At 69.6% G+C, this 20261-nt stretch carries 13 protein-coding genes; 4 read left to right on the top strand and 9 right to left on the bottom strand.

Features of this window, described 5'->3' with window-relative positions; genetic code table 11:
- Positions 1–51 precede the first annotated feature (51 nt).
- On the bottom strand, positions 52–5073 hold the full coding sequence (locus OH809_RS26620; protein WP_406420104.1) for an NAD-glutamate dehydrogenase: 5022 nt from the start codon (positions 5071–5073) through the stop codon (positions 52–54).
- Between the two features lie 381 nt (positions 5074–5454).
- Here OH809_RS26620 and OH809_RS26615 point away from each other — a divergent pair, with 381 nt between their 5' ends.
- Entirely contained in the window at positions 5455–6021 is a 567-nt protein-coding gene (locus OH809_RS26615) for a DJ-1/PfpI family protein (protein WP_406420105.1), read from the top strand.
- A 93-nt stretch (positions 6022–6114) separates the two neighbouring features.
- Here the strand turns inward: OH809_RS26615 and OH809_RS26610 are convergent, their stop codons facing one another.
- Both OH809_RS26610 and OH809_RS26605 read right to left on the bottom strand, forming a co-directional pair.
- Positions 6115–6786: an HAD family hydrolase gene (locus OH809_RS26610; protein ID WP_406420107.1), complete on the bottom strand. Its 672-nt coding sequence runs from the start codon at positions 6784–6786 to the stop codon at positions 6115–6117.
- Positions 6787–6838: 52 nt separating this feature from the next.
- Positions 6839–7345, bottom strand: a complete 507-nt coding sequence (locus OH809_RS26605) for a DUF6912 family protein (protein ID WP_358859343.1) — start codon at positions 7343–7345, stop codon at positions 6839–6841.
- A 289-nt stretch (positions 7346–7634) separates the two neighbouring features.
- Between OH809_RS26605 and OH809_RS26600 the strand changes: the two genes are divergently transcribed.
- On the top strand, positions 7635–8051 hold the full coding sequence (locus OH809_RS26600) for an Rv3235 family protein (RefSeq protein ID WP_345517809.1): 417 nt from the start codon (positions 7635–7637) through the stop codon (positions 8049–8051).
- A 377-nt stretch (positions 8052–8428) separates the two neighbouring features.
- Here the strand turns inward: OH809_RS26600 and secA are convergent, their stop codons facing one another.
- Positions 8429–11254, bottom strand: coding sequence for a preprotein translocase subunit SecA (secA, locus tag OH809_RS26595; protein ID WP_406420109.1), 2826 nt, complete (start codon positions 11252–11254; stop codon positions 8429–8431).
- A gap of 240 nt (positions 11255–11494) precedes the next feature.
- Between secA and OH809_RS26590 the strand changes: the two genes are divergently transcribed.
- Both OH809_RS26590 and OH809_RS26585 read left to right on the top strand, forming a co-directional pair.
- Positions 11495–12118: a GNAT family N-acetyltransferase gene (locus tag OH809_RS26590; RefSeq protein ID WP_406420111.1), complete on the top strand. Its 624-nt coding sequence runs from the start codon at positions 11495–11497 to the stop codon at positions 12116–12118.
- 34 nt (positions 12119–12152) lie between these two features.
- Positions 12153–13328, top strand: coding sequence for a winged helix-turn-helix domain-containing protein (locus OH809_RS26585; RefSeq protein ID WP_406420113.1), 1176 nt, complete (start codon positions 12153–12155; stop codon positions 13326–13328).
- A gap of 24 nt (positions 13329–13352) precedes the next feature.
- On the opposite strand, the gene OH809_RS26580 is transcribed toward OH809_RS26585, so the two are convergent.
- From OH809_RS26580 to mtrB, 5 genes are all read right to left on the bottom strand, one after another.
- Positions 13353–14105 (bottom strand): response regulator transcription factor, encoded by a 753-nt coding sequence (locus OH809_RS26580; protein ID WP_266985005.1) that lies wholly within the window; start codon positions 14103–14105, stop codon positions 13353–13355.
- Between the two features lie 186 nt (positions 14106–14291).
- A complete protein-coding gene (hpf, locus tag OH809_RS26575) occupies positions 14292–14981 on the bottom strand; it encodes a ribosome hibernation-promoting factor, HPF/YfiA family (protein WP_366138174.1) in 690 nt (229 codons plus the stop codon).
- 322 nt (positions 14982–15303) lie between these two features.
- Entirely contained in the window at positions 15304–16035 is a 732-nt protein-coding gene (locus tag OH809_RS26570; protein WP_406420115.1) for a ComF family protein, read from the bottom strand.
- A gap of 351 nt (positions 16036–16386) precedes the next feature.
- On the bottom strand, positions 16387–18204 hold the full coding sequence (locus OH809_RS26565) for an LpqB family beta-propeller domain-containing protein (protein WP_406424964.1): 1818 nt from the start codon (positions 18202–18204) through the stop codon (positions 16387–16389).
- Between the two features lie 34 nt (positions 18205–18238).
- Entirely contained in the window at positions 18239–20260 is a 2022-nt protein-coding gene (gene mtrB / locus OH809_RS26560; protein WP_406420117.1) for an MtrAB system histidine kinase MtrB, read from the bottom strand.
- Position 20261: the final 1 nt, after the last annotated feature.

The raw sequence follows: 20261 nt of genomic DNA, 5'->3' as shown, positions 1-20261 counted from the left end.
GCCCCGGGCCGAAAGCCCGGGGCGCCCCCCTTCCGTACAACCGCCGCCCGATCAGCCGTGCGTACGCAGCAGCGTCCGCATCGTCCGCATGGCCACCGACAGGTTCGCCAGGTCGAACGCGTCCGACCCCTGGATCTCCTCCAGCGTGGAGCGCGAACGCGTCAGGATCGCCGTGTTCTTCTCCTCCCACGCCTCGAACCGCTCCGGCGGTGTCGACGTACCGTTGCCCACGCTCAGCACATCCGCGGTGAGCGCGGCATGCGCGGCGTACAGGTCCTCGCGGATGGAGGCACGGGCCATGGACTGCCAGCGGTCGCTCCGCGGCAGCTCGATGATCCGGTCCATCAGCTGGGTGACGCCCAGCCGGTCCGCGATGTCGTAGTAGACCTCGGCGACGGCGAGCGGGTCCTTGCCGATGCGCTCGGCGATCGCCACGATGTCGAGCGCCGGGAAGGCGGAGGAGAATCCGGCGACGCGCTGCGCCAGCTCGTCCGGGACGCCCGCCTCGGTGAGCTCGTCCAGAATCGACCGGTACCACTCCTCGTCGGCACCCTTCAGCATCTTGGGCAGCTCGGCCCAGACCTGGTCGACGCCGTCCTTGAAGAAGCCGATCGTCCCGGCGATCTCCAGCGGCTGCGGCCGATTGCCGAGCAGCCAGCGCGAGCCGCGCTCGACGAGCCGGCGCGAGTGCAGCCTGATCCGGGTCAGCACATCGGCGGCGACCTTGTTGTCGAGCGCCTCGACGGCGTCCCACACCTGGCCCAGGCCGAAGATCTCGCGGGCTGCGGCCTGCGCCCGCACGATCTCCTCGATCGATGCGCCGGTCTCTTCCCGCAGCCGGTGCAGGAAGGTCGAACCACCGGTGTTCACCGTGTCGTTGACCAGCACCGTGGTGATGATCTCGCGACGCAGCGCGTGCCCGTCGACCGCCTCGGGGAACTGCGCGCGCAGCTGATCCGGGAAGTAGGCGTACAGCAGCTTCTGCAGGTACGGGTCGTCCGGCAGGCTGGTCCGGATCAGCTCGTCGGATGCGGTGATCTTCGTGTAGGCCAGCAGTACGGCGAGTTCGGGCTGGGTGAGCCCCTTGCCGCTGTTCAGCAGCTCCCGGATCTGCCGGTCAGTGGGCAGGAACTCCAGCGCGCGGTCCAGGTGCCCGTCGCGGCCCAGGCGGCGCATGAAGCGCTGCTGGGCGTGGAGCAGGGAGGCGGACTGGGTGACGGAGTTGGCGAGCGCGGTGTTCTGCGCGTAGTTGTTGCGCAGCACCAGGCGGCCGATCTCGTCGGTCATGTCCGCAAGCAGCTTGTTGCGCTGCTTGACGGTCATGTCGCCGTCCCGGACCAGTCCGTTGAGCAGGATCTTGATGTTCACCTCGTGGTCGGAGGTGTCCACACCGGCGCTGTTGTCGATCGCGTCGGTGTTGATCCGGCCGCCGCCCCGGGCGAACTCGATCCGGCCGAGCTGGGTCGCGCCGAGGTTGCCGCCCTCGCCGACGACCTTGGCCCGCAGGTCCTCGCCGTTGACGCGAATCGCGTCGTTGGCCTTGTCGCCGACGTCCGCGTTCGACTCGGCCGACGCCTTGATGTACGTACCGATGCCGCCGTTCCACACCAGGTCGACGGGCGCCTTGAGGATGGTCTGCATCAGGTCGGCGGGCGTCATCTTGGTGACCCCCGCCTCGATGCCGAGCGCCTCGCGGACGTGCTTGTTGACCGGGATCGACTTCGCGGTACGGGGGTGGATGCCGCCGCCCGCGGAGAGCAGGTCCTTGCTGTACTCGGCCCAGGAGCTGCGCGGCAGGTCGAAGAGGCGGCGCCGCTCGGCGTACGAGGTGGCGGCGTCCGGGGTCGGGTCGAGGAAGATGTGCCGGTGGTCGAACGCGGCGACGAGCCGGATGTGCTCGGAGAGCAGCATGCCGTTGCCGAACACGTCACCGGACATGTCGCCGACGCCGACGACCGTGAAGTCCTCGGTCTGGGTGTCGTGGCCGAGCTCGCGGAAGTGCCGCTTCACGGACTCCCAGGCGCCGCGGGCGGTGATGCCCATGCCCTTGTGGTCGTAACCGGCGGAACCACCGGAGGCGAACGCGTCGCCGAGCCAGAAGCCGTACCCGACGGCGACCTCGTTGGCGATGTCGGAGAAGCTCGCGGTGCCCTTGTCGGCGGCGACGACGAGGTACGTGTCGTCCTCGTCGTGGCGCACGACGTCGACGGGCGGCACGACCTCGCCGGCCACCAGGTTGTCGGTGATGTCGAGCAGCGCCGAGATGAATGTCCGGTACGAGGCGATGCCCTCGGCCATCCAGGCGTCACGGTCGACGGCCGGGTCCGGCAGCTGCTTGGCGACGAAGCCGCCCTTGGCGCCGACCGGCACGATGACGGTGTTCTTCACCATCTGCGCCTTGACCAGGCCGAGGATCTCCGTACGGAAGTCCTCCCGCCGGTCCGACCAGCGCAGACCACCGCGGGCGACCTTGCCGAAGCGCAGGTGGACTCCCTCGACGCGCGGCGAGTACACCCAGATCTCGAACGCCGGGCGGGGCGCCGGAAGGTCCGGGATGGCCTGCGGGTCGAACTTCATCGAGACGTACGCGTGCGGCCTGCCGCTGTCCGCCGTCTGGAAGAAGTTCGTGCGCAGAGTCGCCTTGATGACGGTGAGGAAGGACCGCAGGATCCGGTCCTCGTCGAGCGAGGCGACCTGGTCGAGCGCCCCGTCGAGCTCTTCGAGGAGACCGTCGGTCAGCTCCGTGCCGGCGCTCTGCCGACCGGGCGACATCCGGGCCTCGAAGAGGGAGATCAGCAGCCGGGTGGTGTGGACGTTGTTACGGAGGGTGTCCTCCATGTAGTCCTGGCTGAAGGTCGAACCGGCCTGTCGCAGGTACTTCGCATAGGCGCGGAGCACCATCGCCTGCCGCCAGTTCAGACCGGCGCCGAGGACCAGGGAGTTGAAGCCGTCGTTCTCGGCCTGCCCGGTCCACACCGCGGCGAACGCGTCCTGGAATCGGTCGCGGGCGTCGTCGGCGAGGTAGGTGCCGCTGCCGTTGACCTGCGGCATCCGCAGCCCGAAGTCGTAGATCCAGGCGTGCGTACGGTCCGCGCAGCGCAGCTCGTACGGACGCTCGTCGACGACCTCGACCCCGAGCCGCTGGAGCGCCGGGAGAACGGCGGAGAGGGAAACCTGCTCACCCGTCCGGTAGATCTTGAAGCGGCGCTCACCGGGGCCGGCGCCGACCGGCTCGTACAGGCTGAGCGCGAAGTCCTTCTCGTCCTTCTTCAGCGCTTCGAGGTGGACCAGGTCGGCGACGGCGGCACGCGGCGTGTGGTCGGCCTTGTAGCCCTCGGGGAACGAGTGACCGTAGTGGCGCAGCAGCTCGGCGGCGCGCTCCTCACCGCACTCGGCGGTCAGCGCCTCCTGGAAGCCGTCGGCCCAGGAGCGGGCGGCCTCGACGAGACGCGCCTCGATGCGGTCGGCCTCGGCGTCGGTCAGGTCGGGCAGCTCGGTGCCGGGCGCGACACGCACGACGAAGTGCAGCCGGGAAAGGATCGACTCGGTGTTCCAGGCGGTGAAGTCGACGCTGGTGCCGGCGAGCTCCTCCTTCAGGATGTCGATCAGCCGGAGCCGCACACCGGTGGTGTAGCGGTCGCGCGGCAGGTAGACGATCGCGGAGTAGTAGCGCCCGTACTCGTCCTGGCGGAGGTAGAGGCGCAGCCGGCGCCGCTCCTGGAGGTACAGCACGGACGTGACGACGGAGCGCAGCTGGTCGACGGGCGTCTGGAAGAGCTCGTCGCGCGGGTACGTCTCCAGGATCTGCACCAGATCGCGTCCGTCGTGGCTGTTGGGCGAGAAGCCCGCGCCCTCCAGCACCTCGGAGACCTTGCGGCGGATGACGGGCACCCGGCGCACGGACTCGGTGTAGGCGGCGGACGAGAACAGTCCGAGGAAGCGGCGCTCACCGATGACATTGCCGTCGGTGTCGAACTTCTTCACGCCGACGTAGTCGAGGTAGCTGGGGCGGTGCACGGTCGACCGGCTGTTCGCCTTGGTGAGGATCAGCAGCCTGTGCTCGCGGGCCTTGGCGCGGACATCGGCGGGCAGCCGGTCGAAGGACGGGCTGACCGGGTGCGCCTCGTCCTCGCTGTGGTGCGGGTCGGAGCGCAGGATGCCGAGGCCGGTGCCGGGGACGGCGGCCAGCGCGTCGCTTTCCTTCAGCTCGTACTCGCGGTAGCCGAGGAAGGTGAAGTGGTCGGCGGAGAGCCAGCGCAGCAGCTCCCGGGCCTCGTTCACCTCTTCGTCGGCGAGCTCGTCGAGCGGCTCGCCGGGCAGGTCGTCGGCGATGCGCAGCGCGGCGTCGCGCATCTTGTCCCAGTCCTCGACGGTCTCCCGTACGTCGGACAGCACGCGGAGCAGATCCACGGAGATCTGCTTCAGGTCGGAGCGGTCGGTCTCGCGGTCGATCTCGACGTGGATCCAGGACTCGACGAGCGCGTCGTGCGGCAGCGCGTGCGTGGTCCCGTTGGCGCCCTTGCGGCCCTGCTGGCCGGCAGAAAGGCCGTTGCCCTCGGCGAGGACCTCGATGAGCTTGCCGGTGACATCGCGACGGACGACGACCTGCGGGTGGATCACGACATGGATGCCGCGCCCCTGCCGGGACAGCTCATTGGTGACGGAGTCGACCAGGAACGGCATGTCGTCGGTGACGACCTCGACGACTGAGTGGCTGCACGTCCAGCCGTTCTCCTCGACGGTCGGGGTGTGCACCCGGACGTTCGCAGTGCCCTGCGGGCGGTTCTCCGCGAGCCGGTAGTGGGAGGAAGCAGCACCGAAGACATCGACCGGGTCGCGGCCGGCGAGGTCCTCCGGAGCGGTGTGCAGGTAGTAGCGCTGGAGGTACGAGAGCAGCACGTCCGGGCCCGGACGCTCGTCCTGCCCGGCACCGGTGGCGCCGGCCCCGGTGCCCGCAACGTCCACCCGGGGGGTACCGCCCGGGCCGCCGACACCACCGCCCGGACTGTTGTCAGCTACCCGGGCCGCCCGTGCGAGCAGCTCGGCCTTGGCTTCGTCCAGCTTGGTCTGCATGTCCTCTGGCTCCTGTCGCGCGCCGTTGCGTGACGTAGGTGAAAAAAGCGACGTACCGCCACGACACGGGGTTTCCGGTCTGAGACGACGCTATGCCGCTACGAGAGACGCCCGGGACCATATTGGCCATTTTCGGCAGCGGGTCCGGGACGAGGGGATCAGTGATCGCCCGGGCACGGTGGCACTCCGGGCGCAGGCCGGGGGCTTCGCTGCCCCCGAGGCGTATCGCGCTGATCACGGGTCCAGGCTATCTCGCCCGCACCCGGAACCGTCATGAGCCGTATGTGTACAAAAGAAGGCCCCGAACTTTGACACTCTGGACAGCGCGCAACGGGCAGATGCACGCTTGACGCAGACGTCCGCGCGAGGGGAGCCCGCACCATGGCACCGAAGGTCCTGATCGTCACCGGCGACGCCGCCGAGTCCCTGGAAGTCCTGTACCCGTACCAGCGGCTGCGCGAGGAGGGGTACGACGTCCATATCGCGGCCCCCGCCCGCAAGACGCTCCGCTTCGTCGTCCACGACTTCGAGCCCGGCTTCGACACGTACACCGAGAAGCCCGGCTACACCTGGCCGGCCGACCTGGCCTTCTCCGAGGTCGACCCCGGAGACTACGCCGCCCTGGTCATCCCGGGCGGGCGCGCCCCCGAGTACCTGCGCAACGACGCCGAGCTCCGCAAGATCCTCAAGGCCTTCTTCGACTCGGACAGGCCGGTCGCCCAGATCTGCCACGGCCCTCTGCTGACGGCGGCGATCGGCGAACTGAGCGGCCGCCGCGTCACGGCCTACCCCGCACTGGAACTCGACATGCAGGCGGCGGGTGCCACCTTCGAGGACCACGAAGCGGTGGTGGACGGCACCCTGATCTCGTCCCGCGCCTGGCCGGACCACTCGGCGTGGATGCGCGAGTTCCTGAAGGTCCTGCGCACGAAGGCCCCGGCGAACTGAAGCCTGGGCGGGTTGAGGCCTCGCCGAGCCGAAACGTCGCCGAAGAACCCCCTCGGTCTCCCGTCGGACCCCGCCGGACCCCTCCGGGCACCCTCAGAGGGTCATCTGCTCGGCAAGCTCCACAGCCTCGGCCAGACTGTCCACCACCGGCACGCCGGCCGCCTCCAGGCTGGCTCTGCTGTGCGACCCCCCGGTATAGAGCACCGCCCCCGCACCGACATGCGCCGCGGCCAGCGCGTCGTCCACCGCGTCGCCGATGACCACCGTGTGCTCGGGCGATATCCCGTTCAGAGCGGCAAGGTGCCGCTCCATGTGCTGCGCCTTGCTGCCGCCGGACGGCCCGGTGCGGCCGTCGACCCGCGTGAAGTGCCGCTCGATCCCGTACCCCCGGACCACCGGCACCAGCTGCTCGTGGACATACATGCTCAGGAGCGACTGGCTGCGCCCGGCCAGCTGCCACTGCGCCAGCAGCTCCGCGGCCCCCGCGGTCAGCCCGCAGGCGACCCGCTGCTCGGTGTAGTACCGGTGGAAGATCCCGTCCATCCGCTCCCACTCGGCCTCGGTGGGCAGCCGGCCCATCAGCCGCTCGTAGAAGCGGGGGATCGGGATGCAGTACATCTCCCGGTACTGCTCCAGCGTGAGCGGCTCCAGGCCCACCTCGGCGAACGCGGCATTCGTCGCGCCGACGACCGCGTCGTTGTCGTCGAGCAGTGTGCCGTTCCAGTCCCAGACCAGATGCCTGCGGTGCTTCCCGTGCGTCCCCATGGATAGAAAGTACCTGCCGGGTACGACAACGGGTCAGCCGGTCAGGTACGGGTCAGCCGATCAGGTTGGGAATCTCCTGCACCCCGAACCAGAGCAGTTCGTGGTCCTCGGCACCGTCCACGGTGAACTGCGCGTCGTCGTCCCCGAGGTCCGCCGCGCCGAGCACCGCGGCGGCCGCCGCTACGTCCTTCTCCGCGTCGTCCGCGTCGACATGCACTGCGGCCGCCTTCTTCAGCGCCACCGCGGACGCGATCCGCACCTCACCGAGCGACGACGGATCGAGGCTGTGGTCGGGGTCGGCGACGGCTTCCCCGTCCGGTACGTCGACGGCGACGACCACGCGCCTGCGCACGGCACCGGGGTCCCCGGCGATCATCCGCAGCGAGGCGGACGCGGCCCGGTTGAGCGCCGCGTACTCCAGCTCCTCGATGTCGTCGGAGACGTACCACTCGCGGAGCGCGGGAGTGACCGCGTACGCGGTCAGCGGACCGGGGCCGACCTCGCCCGCCCGGTGCGCCGCTGCGAGACCGGAGAGGGTCAGTGGGACGTACACGCGCATGGCTGGCCGCTTTCGTAGTCGGAGACGCCCTCAGGATACGTGCGACGTCCCCCATCGGGGTTACGGGTACGGCCTCCGGCCCGTCCACCCCACGCGCACGATTCACCCCTCACGCCTCCCCCACGCACCTTGCGGCACCGCTCCCGTCACCCGGATAGGTGAACCTCTGGGACCGCGCCCGGCGCCCCGACGGCGCTTGCGGACGCGTACGCCACCGCCGTAGAAGATCCCCAGCAGAAGTTACCGCCCGGTAGAAAACCGGGCCTCGGATCAACGGTGGCGATGAACGATGAGCGTGAACAGGACCCGGCCCGCCGGACGTCACGACCAGCGCAGGCCCGAAGCCGTACCGGCGCAGCGTCGCCGGACAGCGCAGCGCATGCGCCCGCACCACTGGTTCGCGGAACGCCTCCTCGCGGTTCTCAGCGGCCAGCGACCGGTCCACTGGATGCTCGGCCACACCATCGGCGAGGCCTACGACCAACTTGCCGAACTGGCCCCGGCAACCCCGCTCAGGGCCCGCGGGGCCCGCCCGGTGGTACGCCGCTGCCACGGCGCCCAGCCCGCACCGGGAGTGGTGGAAGCGTGCGCGAGCATCGCGGCGGGCGAAGAGGTACGCGCCATGGCCTTCCGCCTGGAACAGGGCCCGGACCTCCGCTGGCGCTGCGCAGCGGTTGAGCTGGGCGGCACCAAGTCCAGCAGTTGAAGGGCTGTCGGGCTACCTCTGATCGGGCGGTCGTGCCCTGGCACACACGCTTCCCGATCGAAGGTAGCCCGACAGCCTCTGAGGCGAGACCCCGGCACCCACCGCTCGCGGCACAGCGCGACCCCAGCAGCCATCCCCGGGCCCGTCCGGTGCTTCACGCCCCTCCGGCGTTCGAGGACAAGCCCCCGGCCCCCGCGGCAGGCTTGCACCAGCAGGCCCTCCGGGCCCGTCCGGCGCCCCAGGACAGAGCGGCCGCCGGGCGACCCCGGCGGCCCATCCCGCCCCCGCACACGGCTGGGGCCGGACACCCCTCGGTGCCCGGCCCCAGCCGCCGTACAAAGCAAACTCACGCCCGCAGGACGCAGGCGCTGCCGCACCTACTTCTTGCGGCGCCGCCCCCCGCCACCGCTCTTCTGCGCCTTGCGCCGCTCCGCCCGGGTGAGCCCGTCCGACTCCGACCCGGCCCCACCGTCACCGTTGGCGAAGTCGCCCTCGACGACACCGCCCTCCCCGTCCACCGTGGGAGCGGAGAAGTGCAGCCGGTCCGGCCGCTGCGGAGCGTCGAGCCCCTTGGCGCGGATCTCCGGACGCGCCGCGGCCGGAACCGTGGCGTCCTCCTTGGCCAGCGAGGTCCGCTCGGCCGCATCCTGCACCGGGACCTCCTCGACCTGCTGCTCGACCTGGACCTCCAGGTTGAACAGGTAGCCGACGGACTCCTCCTTGATGCCCTCCATCATGGCGTTGAACATGTCGAAGCCCTCGCGCTGGTACTCGACCAGCGGGTCCTTCTGCGCCATGGCCCGCAGGCCGATGCCCTCCTGGAGGTAGTCCATCTCGTAGAGGTGCTCACGCCACTTGCGGTCCAGGACGGACAGCACGACGCGCCGCTCCAGCTCACGCATGATGTCCGAGCCGAGCTGCTTCTCGCGCTCGTCGTACTGCTCGTGGATGTCGTCCTTGATGGACTCCCCGATGAACTCGGCGGTGATCCCGGCCCGGTCCCCGGCCGCGTCCTCCAGCTCTTCGACGGTGACCTTCACCGGGTAGAGCTGCCTGAACGCGCCCCACAGCCGGTCGAGGTCCCACTCCTCGGCGAAGCCTTCGGCGGTCTCCTGCCGGATGTAGTCGTCGATGGTGTCGTCCATGAAGTGGCGGATCTGCTCCTGCAGGTCCTCACCCTCCAGGACGCGACGGCGCTCGCCGTAGATGACCTCGCGCTGCCGGTTGAGCACCTCGTCGTACTTCAGGACGTTCTTACGCGTCTCGAAGTTCTGCTGCTCGACCTGCGACTGCGCCGACGCGATCGCCCGCGTCACCATCTTGTTCTCGATCGGCACATCGTCCGGCACGTTCGCCATCGACATCACGCGCTCGACCATCTGCGCCTTGAACAGCCGCATCAGGTCGTCGCCGAGCGACAGGTAGAAGCGGGACTCGCCCGGGTCGCCCTGACGGCCGGAACGACCGCGCAGCTGGTTGTCGATACGCCGCGACTCGTGCCGCTCCGTACCGAGGACGTACAGCCCGCCGAGCTCCTTGACCTCTTCGAACTCCGCCCTGACGGCCTGCTCGGCCTTCTCCAGCGCGGTGGGCAGCGCGGCCGCCCACTCCTCGACGTGGTCGACGGGGTCGAGACCGCGCTGGCGCAGCTCTGCCTCGGCGAGGTCGTCGGGGTTGCCGCCGAGCTTGATGTCCGTACCGCGGCCGGCCATGTTCGTCGCGACCGTGACCGCGCCCTTGCGGCCGGCCTGGGCAACGATCGTCGCCTCACGGTCGTGCTGCTTGGCGTTGAGGACCTCGTGCTGCACACCACGCTTGGAGAGCTGCTGCGAGAGGTACTCGGACTTCTCGACCGAGGTGGTGCCGACCAGGATCGGCTGGCCCTTCTCGTGCTTCTCGGCGATGTCGTCGACGACCGCGGCGAACTTCGCGACCTCGGTCCGGTAGATCAGGTCCGACTGGTCGGCGCGGACCATCGGCCGGTTCGTCGGGATCGGCACGACGCCGAGCTTGTAGATCTGGTGGAACTCGGCGGCCTCGGTCATCGCCGTACCGGTCATGCCGGACAGCTTGCCGTAGAGGCGGAAGAAGTTCTGCAGGGTGATCGTGGCGAGGGTCTGGTTCTCGTCCTTGATGTCCACCCCTTCCTTCGCCTCGATCGCCTGGTGCATGCCCTCGTTGTAGCGGCGGCCGGCGAGAATACGGCCGGTGTGCTCGTCGACGATCATGACTTCGCCGTCGATGACGACGTAGTCCTTGTCATTCTTGAAGAGTTCCTTGGCCTTGATGGCGTTGTTGAGGTATCCGACGAGCGGGGTGTTCACCGACTCGTAGAGGTTGTCGATGCCGAGCCAGTCCTCCACCTTCGCCACACCGGACTCATGGATCGCGACGGTCCGCTTCTTCTCGTCGACCTCGTAGTCGCCGGTCTCCTCGATACCCTTGAGCGGATTGCCCGCCTCGCCCTTCTTGAGGCGCGTGACCAGCTTGGCGAAGTCGCCGTACCACTTGGTCGCCTGATCGGCCGGGCCGGAGATGATCAGCGGCGTACGGGCCTCGTCGACGAGGATCGAGTCGACCTCGTCGACCACCGCGAAGTTGTGGCCGCGCTGGACGAGCTCGTCCGCGGACCACGCCATGTTGTCGCGGAGGTAGTCGAAGCCGAACTCGTTGTTCGTGCCGTACGTGATGTCGCAGGCGTACTGCTCACGTCGCTGGGTCGGCGTCATGTTCGCGAGGATGCAGCCGACGGACAGGCCCAGGAACTTGTGGACCCGGCCCATCATCTCGGAGTCGCGCTCGGCCAGATAGTCATTGACCGTGATCAGGTGCACGCCCTTGCCGGAGAGCGCGTTGAGATACGCGGGCAGGGTGCCGACGAGGGTCTTGCCCTCACCGGTCTTCATCTCGGCCACATAGCCGAGGTGCAGCGCCGCGCCACCCATCATCTGGACGTCGTAGTGGCGCTGTCCGAGGACTCGCTTGGCGGCCTCACGGACCGTCGCGAATGCCTCGGGGAGCAGGTCGTCCAGGCTCTCGCCGTCCGCGTACCGTTCCTTGTACTCGTCGGTGAGCGCCCGCAGCTCGGCGTCGGAGAGGTTGACGAAGTCCTCTTCGATGGAGCTGACCTGGTCCGCGATGCGGTGCAGTTTGCGCAGGATCTTGCCTTCGCCTGCACGCATGAGCTTGTTGAAGACGGACACTGAGGCTGGTCTCCTTGCCGGTCGGGCCTGGCACTGGGTCGTGTGATGGACGCTGGCACGGGCACGGCAGGTGAGCCCCACCGCAACGGCCATCGTAAGCGAGGACCCCGCCGCGCCGGGAGGGCTGCCGCCGCGTTGAGCCCGCTGTGCCCTTTCGAGTCAACGGATGGAGGACTCGAAAGGTGCCGGAAAGCACGAAAACTGGTCGCATCACCGTCGGCACCTCACCAGAATCCGTACATGGAGCCGATCACTCTCACCACCGAACGTCTGCTGCTGCGCCCCTTTCGCCGGAGCGACGCGGACGAGGTGTACGCCGCCTGTCAGGACCCGGACATCCAGCGCTGGACGGTCGTCCCCTCCCCGTACAGCCGGGCCGATGCCGAACTCTTCACGGAGAAGCTGTCCCCCGGTGGCTGGCAGGACGACTTCATGTACAACTTCGCGGTGGTGCGGCGCGACGGCGGGGCGATGACCGGTGCGCTCGGCATCAACCGGCGCACCCTGCCGGGCACGTACGAGGTGGGGTTCTGGACGGCGAAGGAGCACCGCGGTCTCGGCTATATGACGGAGGCGGTACGGGCTGCCGCCCACTGGACGTTCACCGCGCTCGGCGGGGACCGGCTGGAGTGGCGGGCCGAGGTCGGCAATGTGCCCTCGCGGGCCGTGGCGCAGCGGGCGGGCTTCCGCCTGGAGGGCGATCAGCGCTCGGGGCTGCTGAACAAGGGCGTGCGGCGGGACACCTGGGTCGGTGCACTGCTCCCGTCCGACCTGGGCCTGCCGGGAGTCCACCCGTATCTGCCGACGAAGTCCCCCACCGGCGCCCCCGCCTCCGGCCGCACGGGCCGGTCCACCGCTCCGTGAACGAATGTCAGTGCGGCCCTCTAGGGTTCGGTCCATGACGCCTGTGCCGCCTCCCGCAGCCGAACTCTCCGCCGACCAGGCGCGCAGGATCGCCCTGCGCGCCCAGGGCTTCCTCGGGGCACCGGACCGCCGGGCCGGGGTGCCGGGCGTGCTGCGGCACCTCGGCGCCGTACAGCTCGACACGATCTCGGTGCTGGCCCGTTCGCACGAGCTGATTCCGTACGCGCGCCTCGGCGCGGTCGGCCGCCGCACGATCGAGGACGCGTACTGGTCGGGTGGCCGCACCTTCGAGTACTGGTCGCATGCGGCGTGCATCCTGCCGGTCGAGGAGTGGCCGCACTTCGCGTTCCGCCGCCGCTCCTACCGCGCGCGCCCGCAGTGGAACCACGATCTGCCCGACGGGGCGTACGACATGGTGATCAAGCAGCTCCGCGCCGAGGGGCCGCTCACAGCGACGGAGCTGGGCGGGGCGAAGAACGGCGGGGAGTGGTGGGACTGGTCGGCGTCGAAGGTCGCCGTCGAGCGGGCCCTGATGTACGGCGAAGTGGTGTGCACCGAGCGGCGCGGCTGGAAGCGGGTGTACGACCTCGCGGAGCGTGCACTGCCCGATGCCGTGCTGCATGACGGTCTGGACGACACGGAATGTCTGCGCCGGCTCGTCGCACTCGCCGGGCAGTCCCTGGGGGTCGGCACCCGGGCGGACATCGCCGACTATCACCGGCTGAAGGCCGAGCAGTTCGACGCGGTGGTGGCAGACTCCGGGCTGGTGCCGGTGAAGGTGGAGGGCTGGGCGAAACCCGCCTGGGCCGACCCGGCGGCGCTGGCTGCGGAGCCGCGCGGACGACACCGTACGACGCTGCTGTCGCCGTTCGACTCACTGATCTGGGAGCGGGCACGGACGGAGCGGATCTTCGGCTTCACCCACCGCCTGGAGGCGTACGTCCCCAAGCCCAAGCGGATCCATGGCTATTTCGCGATGCCGCTGCTGGCGGGCGGAAAGCTCCAGGGCCGGGTCGATCCGGCGCGCGAGGGCACGACTCTGGTCGCCCGGCAGGTGTCCCTGGCAGGCAGGAAGGCCGTGGCACCGATGGCCGAGGCGCTCGTGGAGGCGGCGTCCTGGGTCGGCTGCACGGCGGTCCGGGTGGAACGGGTGGACGCACCGGAGCTGCGCGAGGCGCTCAGCCAGGAAGTCGCCCGCGCCCTCGGCTGACCCGGCTGTACCGGCGTACAGGATTCACCTGATCTCCAGAATCTTCTCCCGCATCGCATAGACCACTGCTTCCATCCTGGAATGCAGCTGCAGCTTCTCCAGAATGTTGCGGACGTGGTTCTTCACGGTGTTCTCGGAAATGAACAGTTCCTTCGCGATATCGCGATTGTTCATGCCCGTGGCAACCAGTTTGAGGACTTCGAGCTCCCGGTCGGTGAGCCGCGGCGCCGGCACCAGCCTGCGCTCGTCGGTCCGCTGGATCATCGACTTGAATTCGGTGAGCAGTTTGGACGCCATGGACGGGCTGATCTGGGACTGCCCGTCGGCGACCGCGCGGATCGCCGTGGCCACCTCGTCGGTGGAGATCTCCTTGAGGAGATAGCCGGTGGCACCCGCCTTGATCGCGTCGTAGAGGTCGGCCTCCTCGTCACTGATCGTCAGCATGATGATCTTCGCGCTGGGGGCCACCTCCTTGATGGAGGTGCAGGCCTCGATGCCGCCGCGCTTGGGCATCCGTACGTCCATCAGCACGATGTCGGGCAGCAGGTCGGCCGCCTTGTCGACGGCCTCCGCCCCGTCACCCGCCTCGCCGACGACCTGGATGTCCTCCTCCTGGGCGAGGACAATCTCCAGACCTCTGCGGAAGAGCGCATGGTCATCCACCACCAGGACGCGGATCGGCTCCTTACGGGAACTCTCCGCGTCCGCGCCGGTATCGGCACAGGCAGCGTCGTCGGCATCATTGGCATCGCGCACGGGCCCGAAGGTGTCCGCCATCGTTCCTCCCCCTGAAGGCCACGGCCTGAAGTTCACAAGCTGTCCGCCAACGGCAGTTCACAGAGCACCGATTGGCTTGGGACGTCATGATTCCATGCCTGGACGTCAGAGCGGTGGTCCTGTGGTCCCACTCGGGTGCCCCTGGTGGCGTGATTGCGCCCCCAGGGGCACCACCGATGCGAGGCGTCAGCCGCCGAGCGCACCGCCTGCGCCGCCCGCCTCGTCAGCGGCCAGCGGGTCGGTCCTCAGATGAATGACACCGTAGTCGTAGGCGTGCCGCCGGTAGACGACACTGGGTTCCTTCGTCTCGGCATCGACGAACAGATAGAAGTCGTGCCCGACCAGCTCCATCTCGTAGAGCGCCTGATCGAGCAGCATCGGTGCCGCGACGTGCGTCTTCTCGCGCATCACCAGCGGCCCTTCGCCCTGCACCTCGAGCGAGCCGATCCTGGTGGTGGGTACGGACTGTGCCGCGCCCTCGCCGGCAAGGTCACCCTCGCTGTTGAACGACGCCGCACCCGGCACGGTCTCGGCGACTTCTGCAGCGGGAATCCGGCCGTTGCCCCGGCGGCTGTAGCGCTTGTCGTGCTGCTTGCGCAGCCGCGCCTCCAGCTTGCCGGTGGCCAGGTCCAGCGCTGCGTAGGGGTCGGCTGCGGCCGCTTCCGCACGAATGACCGGTCCCCGCGAGCGAAGCGTGATCTCCACCCGGTCGGAACGGTCGGCCTGACGGGGGTTTGGCTCCTTGGACACCTCGACGTCGAGGCTGATCACCTTGCCGTCGAACTTCTGGATCTTGTCCAGCTTCAGCTTCTCGGCCACGTGCTTGCGGAACCGCTCGGGCACCTCGGTCTTGCGGCCCTTGACGACGATGTCCACGCAGAACTCCGTTCCCGGATCGCTCCGCTCGGCGGCGGAGCATCTCCCTTTTGCACCAGGCTCCGGTGATCGCCGGAGCCGCGGACTCGGTGGCTTCGACCTCCTCCTCCCCCATCCGGGAGGTCTCCACCCCACCGACTTTTCAGCTTCTGGGCTACCGGTGAGTTACCTGCCCGAAACCTGGGGGTGCATTCGTCGAGGTCCGGCATTCACCATTCCTCACCACCGAACATAGCCTGCCCGGCCGGATGTCGGCACCCGCTACCCGCACGTACCTCCGTTCAGGGCTCTTCACCCACTCACTACCTGCAACGATGAAAGTTCATTGGCAGTTCCGGTTTATTTCGAAGGCAGACGGAGACGCTGCAACAACGGCCGCCTGCCGCATTCCAGGATCCTTGTCTTCGCGCACGCCCGCCGCGTCGAGTGCGCGTGCCGCCTCGGCCAGCGAGGCCCCGGTCGTCAAAAGGTCGTCCACAAGCACCACCCGTTCGGTCGCAAGCAGCCGCTCACCACCGGTCACCACCTCCAGCGCGCCCGCCAGATTCTCCTGCCGCTGCCGGGCACCGAGCCCCGACTGATCGGCTACCGGCCGCCGTTGCCGCAGCACGGATGCCACCTGCACCCGCACGCCACGGCGCCGCAGCTCGCCCGCCGCCGACAGCGCGATCCTGCGCGTCGGATCGTGCCCGCGCGCCGCCACCGCCCGTCGCGCCGACGGCACCGGCACGAGCAGCAGCGGTCCCGGCCGACCACCCACCTGCCCCGTCCCGGCCCTTACCGCACCCGCCAGCGCCCTGCCGAGCTCCCGCGACAGTCCTAGTACGCCACGCTCCTTGTGGGCCAGGAGCGTCGCCCGTACCGCGTTCTCGTACGCCGCGGCGGCATGCACCACCGGCAGTCCGGCCGGCTCCGGCGCGGGCCTCACCCGTCGCGGCACCGCTCCGTGAAGCGCCGCCCGGCAGTCCTCGCACAGCTCGGCCCGCGGTCCGCCGCAGCCACTGCAGGCCACAGGCAGGACCAGCCCAGCGATCTCCCGCCACCACCCCCGCATGACTCCACTGTGCGCCCGCAGCACGAACCCGGCCACCCCTGTGGAAAACGCAGCCGCCTCGAACGGGAGGGAGCGCCCGTCACCACGCGATCAGGGTTGGTCCCGGGCACCCGGCACCGTTGGTCCGGGGACTCCCCGGACCGGGGCTCAGAGGCTGTCGGGCTGCCTTCGATCGGGAAGCGGGCGGGGCCCGGTGCGTGCGATCGCAAGGCGCCGGAAGGTCCTCGGACGGGGCCTCCCCTGCTTGAACGAAGCTGAGAGCTTGGAAAAGGAGCTACCAGGACGTTTCGGCAACGCTGCGAGCGTGCGTGCCGGGCACGACCGCCCGATCAGAGGCAGCCCGACAGCCTCTCAGCCCGGATAGACCAGCGACGAGCCCTTCTTGAGCACCGTCTGCCAGTTGTCCCCCGGCGACAGCTTCACTATCCCGTCGTCCTCGGTGTCCGCCATCAGCGGCAGCTGCTCGTCGTCCGCCGCCGCGACCGACGACACCTGATTCGCCCCGGGCAGCACACCCGACGCCGGTGCCGAACCGTCCGCCTGGACATAGCGCACCTGCTGCACTCCGCCCTGCTCCTTGCCGACCACCACGAGGCGGCTCCGGCCCGACCAGGACATCGCGGTCACGTCCGCCAGCTGCGGCGCGGCCTTCCGCAGCTCCACGACGGAGACGTCCTGCCGGGTGTCCGGATGCCCCTGGCGCTCGATCCGGCCGATCTTCAGCGTGGTGTGGCCGTCCTCGGTCAGCAACAGCGCGATCCGGACGCCGTCCGCCGACAGCCGCAGCGCCTCGATCCGCGCGCCGCCCAGTTCCGGCACCGTGACGTTCGACGGCCTGCCCGTACCGCCGGCCAGCCGCAGCAGCCGGGGATCATCCGGATTCCGGTCCGCCACCCAGAGATCACCCCGCCCGTCCCAACTGGGCGCCGACAACCGGTCCTCCGGCTTCTTCGCCCTGCTGGTCACGGCGGGCGCGGGGAGCTCGCCCGCCGAAACGACGGAGGCGACGTACAGTGACGCGCTGTTCTGCGAGACCGCCGCCGCCATCTGCTCGTCGCGGGCCACGCCGACCGTGCTCATCCGCTCCGGTCCGTCACCGAGCGGGCCGGCCACCGGCTCCGGATCACCGCTGCCCCTGGTGCTCCCGGGGATGCGCTGGACATGCCCGTTGTCATCGACGAAGTACTGGCTGTCGGGGCCGCCCGAGGAACCGTCCGGAGCGAACTCCTCCGCCTGGTCCGAACCCAGGACACAGAGCGACGAACCGTCGGACCGCTGCAGCTCGACCTGCGCGACCCGGGCGGACGTCAGATCGCGCACGGTGTACAGCACCTGAGAGGCCATCATGCGGCAGGAGCGCTGCCCGACGCCGTCCGCCTTCTTGTTGAGCGGAACCTTCAGTACGCTGCGGTCGTCGGGCGCCAGCGCGGTGACGCCCTTGCGCAGGACCGTACCGGTGGGGAAGCGGGAGTCGACCACCGGCCGCAGCCAGTTGGTCGGTCCCTCGACGAGACTGCGGACCGTCTGTGTCACGGTGTCCATCCCCGTGATCGGATCCGTCCGGTTGCGCACATAGACAGGGTCGGCGACCAGCGTCGACTGACCTGCCGTCGGCCCGGTGGCGAAGTAGTACTTGTTGACGGAGCGGTAGAGCCGCTTGAAGTCGGACTGCCCGAGCAGCAGACCGTCCGGCACGAAGTCGATGCGCCACTCCTTGCTGCCGTTCTGCCGCACCAGGTGCAGGCTCCGGTTGAAGCCCGTGGGCGCGACGGGCCGGTAGACGCTCTGCGCGTCGACCGTCGCCACCTTCTCGCCGGTCAGCGTGAAGGTGAGCTCCGTACTGCTGCGGTCGCTGTCGCGGACCGGGCGATCGCTCCGGTTCGGCGCCTTGGAGAGCACCGTGGTGAACGCGCTCGGCTTCCAGGTGCGCGACGCCTCCTTCGTCAGGTACTTCCGGGTCGTCCGGAAGCCGGGGTCGTCACTGGTCATGGACTCCAGGAAGCCGTCGACCACCTCATCCGGAGTGGCGTTTTCGCGGGGCGCCACCGCGTACACCTGTACCTGGGAGTCGCCGGGCTGCGAGGCGTCGACCGCCTTGATGTCCCCGGTGACGGGCATCGAGCCGCACGCGGACAGCAGCACGACGCCGCATCCCAGCAGAGCGACCATCCCCACCGCACGTCCACGGCCGCCCTCACGACGGTCAGCGCCCACGAGTCGTGTCCTCCCGCTCCGGGTCCTGCGCAGCAGAGTCGATGATGTCGCCCGGCCGGTCCTCGGCGGGGCGAGCGACCACACGGGCGCCGTTGCCCGGCAGGGCGGCCGGATTCACCGACGCCGGCGCCGTCCGGGAAGCCGCGGGTACGGGCAGCGGCGAACGGTCCGGGCTGCCCGGCTGGGTCGACACCGTCGTGAGCCGGTGCTCGCTCCCGGTCGTACCGGCGTCCGTGGGACGCTCCCGGTTCTCCCGGTTGCGTCGCGAGTCCTCGGGCTCCAGCGGTATCGGGGAGCCGCGCAGCGGCTCGTCCGCCGTACGCGGCAGCGTCAGCCGGAACTGCGAACCGCCGCCCGGCTCGCCCCACGCCTGCAGCCAGCCGCCATGCAGCCGGGCGTCCTCGACGGCGATCGACAGTCCGAGACCGGTGCCGCCGGTCGTCCGTGCCCGCGCCGGGTCGGCGCGCCAGAACCGGTTGAAGACCCGGGTCGCCTCGCCGGGCTTGAGTCCCACGCCGTAGTCCCGGACGGCGACGGCGACCGCGCCTCCGGCCACCCCCATCCGCACCACGACGTCCCGGCCCTCACCGTGCTCGACGGCGTTGACGACAAGATTGCGCAGCACGCGCTCGACCCGCCGCGCGTCGGCCTCCGCGATCACCGGCTGCTCGTCGCCGACCACCCGGATCCGGGTGCCCTTGCGGTCGGCGAGCGGCTCGGCGCCGCCGATCACGCGCCGGACGACCTGCCGCAGGTCGATCGGTTCGGCCTCCAGCGCCGCGGCACCCGCATCGAACCGGCTGATCTCCAGCAGATCGGAGAGCAGCGACTCGAACCGGTCGAGCTGATCGCCGAGCAGTTCCGCGGAACGCGCGGTCACCGGGTCGAAGTCGACGCGTGCCTCATGGATGACATCGGCGGCCATCCGTACGGTCGTGAGCGGCGTCCGCAGCTCGTGCGAGACATCCGAGACGAAGCGTCGCTGCATCCGGGAGAGCTCCTCCAGCTGCTGGATCTTCAGCTGAAGGTTCTGGGCCATCTTGTTGAAGGCCTCACCGAGCCGGGCGATGTCGTCCTCGCCGGTGACCTTCATGCGCTCCTGGAGCCTGCCTGCGGAGAGCCGCTCGGCGATCCCCGCAGCCATCCGTACGGGGGTGACGACTTGCCGCACCACGAACCAGGCGATGGCGCCGAGCAGCACGACCACGAACAGTCCTGCGGTCGCCAGCGTGCCCTTGACCAGGGTCAGGGACTTCTCCTCCTGCGTCAGCGGGAAAAGGTAGTAGAGCTGGTACGGGTTGTGGTCGATGTCGTAGAGACGCTTGCCGACGACAAGCCCGGGCTGCGACTTCTGCCCGTTCGCATACCGGATCAGGGAGTACGTCTGGAACGCGCCGGGCCCCTTGTCCACTGCCTCCCGCAGGCTCTGCGGAATGCTGGCCGCTTCGACACTGCCCGAGCCGCGCGGTGCACGGCTGCCCTCGTCGGCGCTGAGCGCCACCACGTTGAAGGCGTTCTTGCCGCCGCTGGCGAGCTGGTCTACGAGCTCCGTCCGCCACGAGTTGTTGGCGGTCGCGCCGTCCCCGCCGTCCCCGCCGTCACCGCCCTGCCCACTGGGGGTGAGCGGAGCATTCGCCTTGTCCTGGGCCGCCGCGAAACCGCCGGTGGCCTGCGTCTGGGCAGCCTTGCCCTTCGCGTCGAGCAGGCCGTTGCGGACCTGCCCGATCACGACCAGGCCGAGCAGCAGCACGACACCGAGAGACATGAGCAGCGTGCCCGCGACGACCCGCAGTTGCAGGTTGCGCCGCCACAGCCGGACGGCGGGCAGCAGCGGACGCCGCACCCAGCGCATCAGCAGTCGCGGCACAGGCCCGCCGGGCGCCCGGTCGTGGAACAACCGGCCGCCCTGCACAAGACGCCCGAACGGGGACGTCCTGTGCCCGGAACCGGTAGCCCGCCCCGTACGGACTCCCGGCTCCCCGGGCTTCGGGGCAGCGCTACCCAGGGACACG

This window comes from Streptomyces sp. NBC_00873, from assembly GCF_045207415.1.
Classification (GTDB): Bacteria; Actinomycetota; Actinomycetes; order Streptomycetales; family Streptomycetaceae; genus Streptomyces.
Note: the sequence above shows the minus strand (reverse complement) of the source record. Positions and strands in the feature narration are given on the sequence as shown.

Coding starts and splice junctions, on each gene's coding strand:
- OH809_RS26620 (WP_406420104.1), bottom strand. CDS start 5,073: ATGCAGACCAAGCTGGACGAAGCCAAGGCCGAGCTGCTCGCACGGGCG.
- OH809_RS26615 (WP_406420105.1), top strand. CDS start 5,455: ATGGCACCGAAGGTCCTGATCGTCACCGGCGACGCCGCCGAGTCCCTG.
- OH809_RS26610 (WP_406420107.1), bottom strand. CDS start 6,786: ATGGGGACGCACGGGAAGCACCGCAGGCATCTGGTCTGGGACTGGAAC.
- OH809_RS26605 (WP_358859343.1), bottom strand. CDS start 7,345: ATGCGCGTGTACGTCCCACTGACCCTCTCCGGTCTCGCAGCGGCGCAC.
- OH809_RS26600 (WP_345517809.1), top strand. CDS start 7,635: ATGAGCGTGAACAGGACCCGGCCCGCCGGACGTCACGACCAGCGCAGG.
- OH809_RS26590 (WP_406420111.1), top strand. CDS start 11,495: ATGGAGCCGATCACTCTCACCACCGAACGTCTGCTGCTGCGCCCCTTT.
- OH809_RS26585 (WP_406420113.1), top strand. CDS start 12,153: ATGACGCCTGTGCCGCCTCCCGCAGCCGAACTCTCCGCCGACCAGGCG.
- OH809_RS26580 (WP_266985005.1), bottom strand. CDS start 14,105: ATGGCGGACACCTTCGGGCCCGTGCGCGATGCCAATGATGCCGACGAC.
- OH809_RS26570 (WP_406420115.1), bottom strand. CDS start 16,035: ATGCGGGGGTGGTGGCGGGAGATCGCTGGGCTGGTCCTGCCTGTGGCC.
- OH809_RS26565 (WP_406424964.1), bottom strand. CDS start 18,204: ATGGTCGCTCTGCTGGGATGCGGCGTCGTGCTGCTGTCCGCGTGCGGC.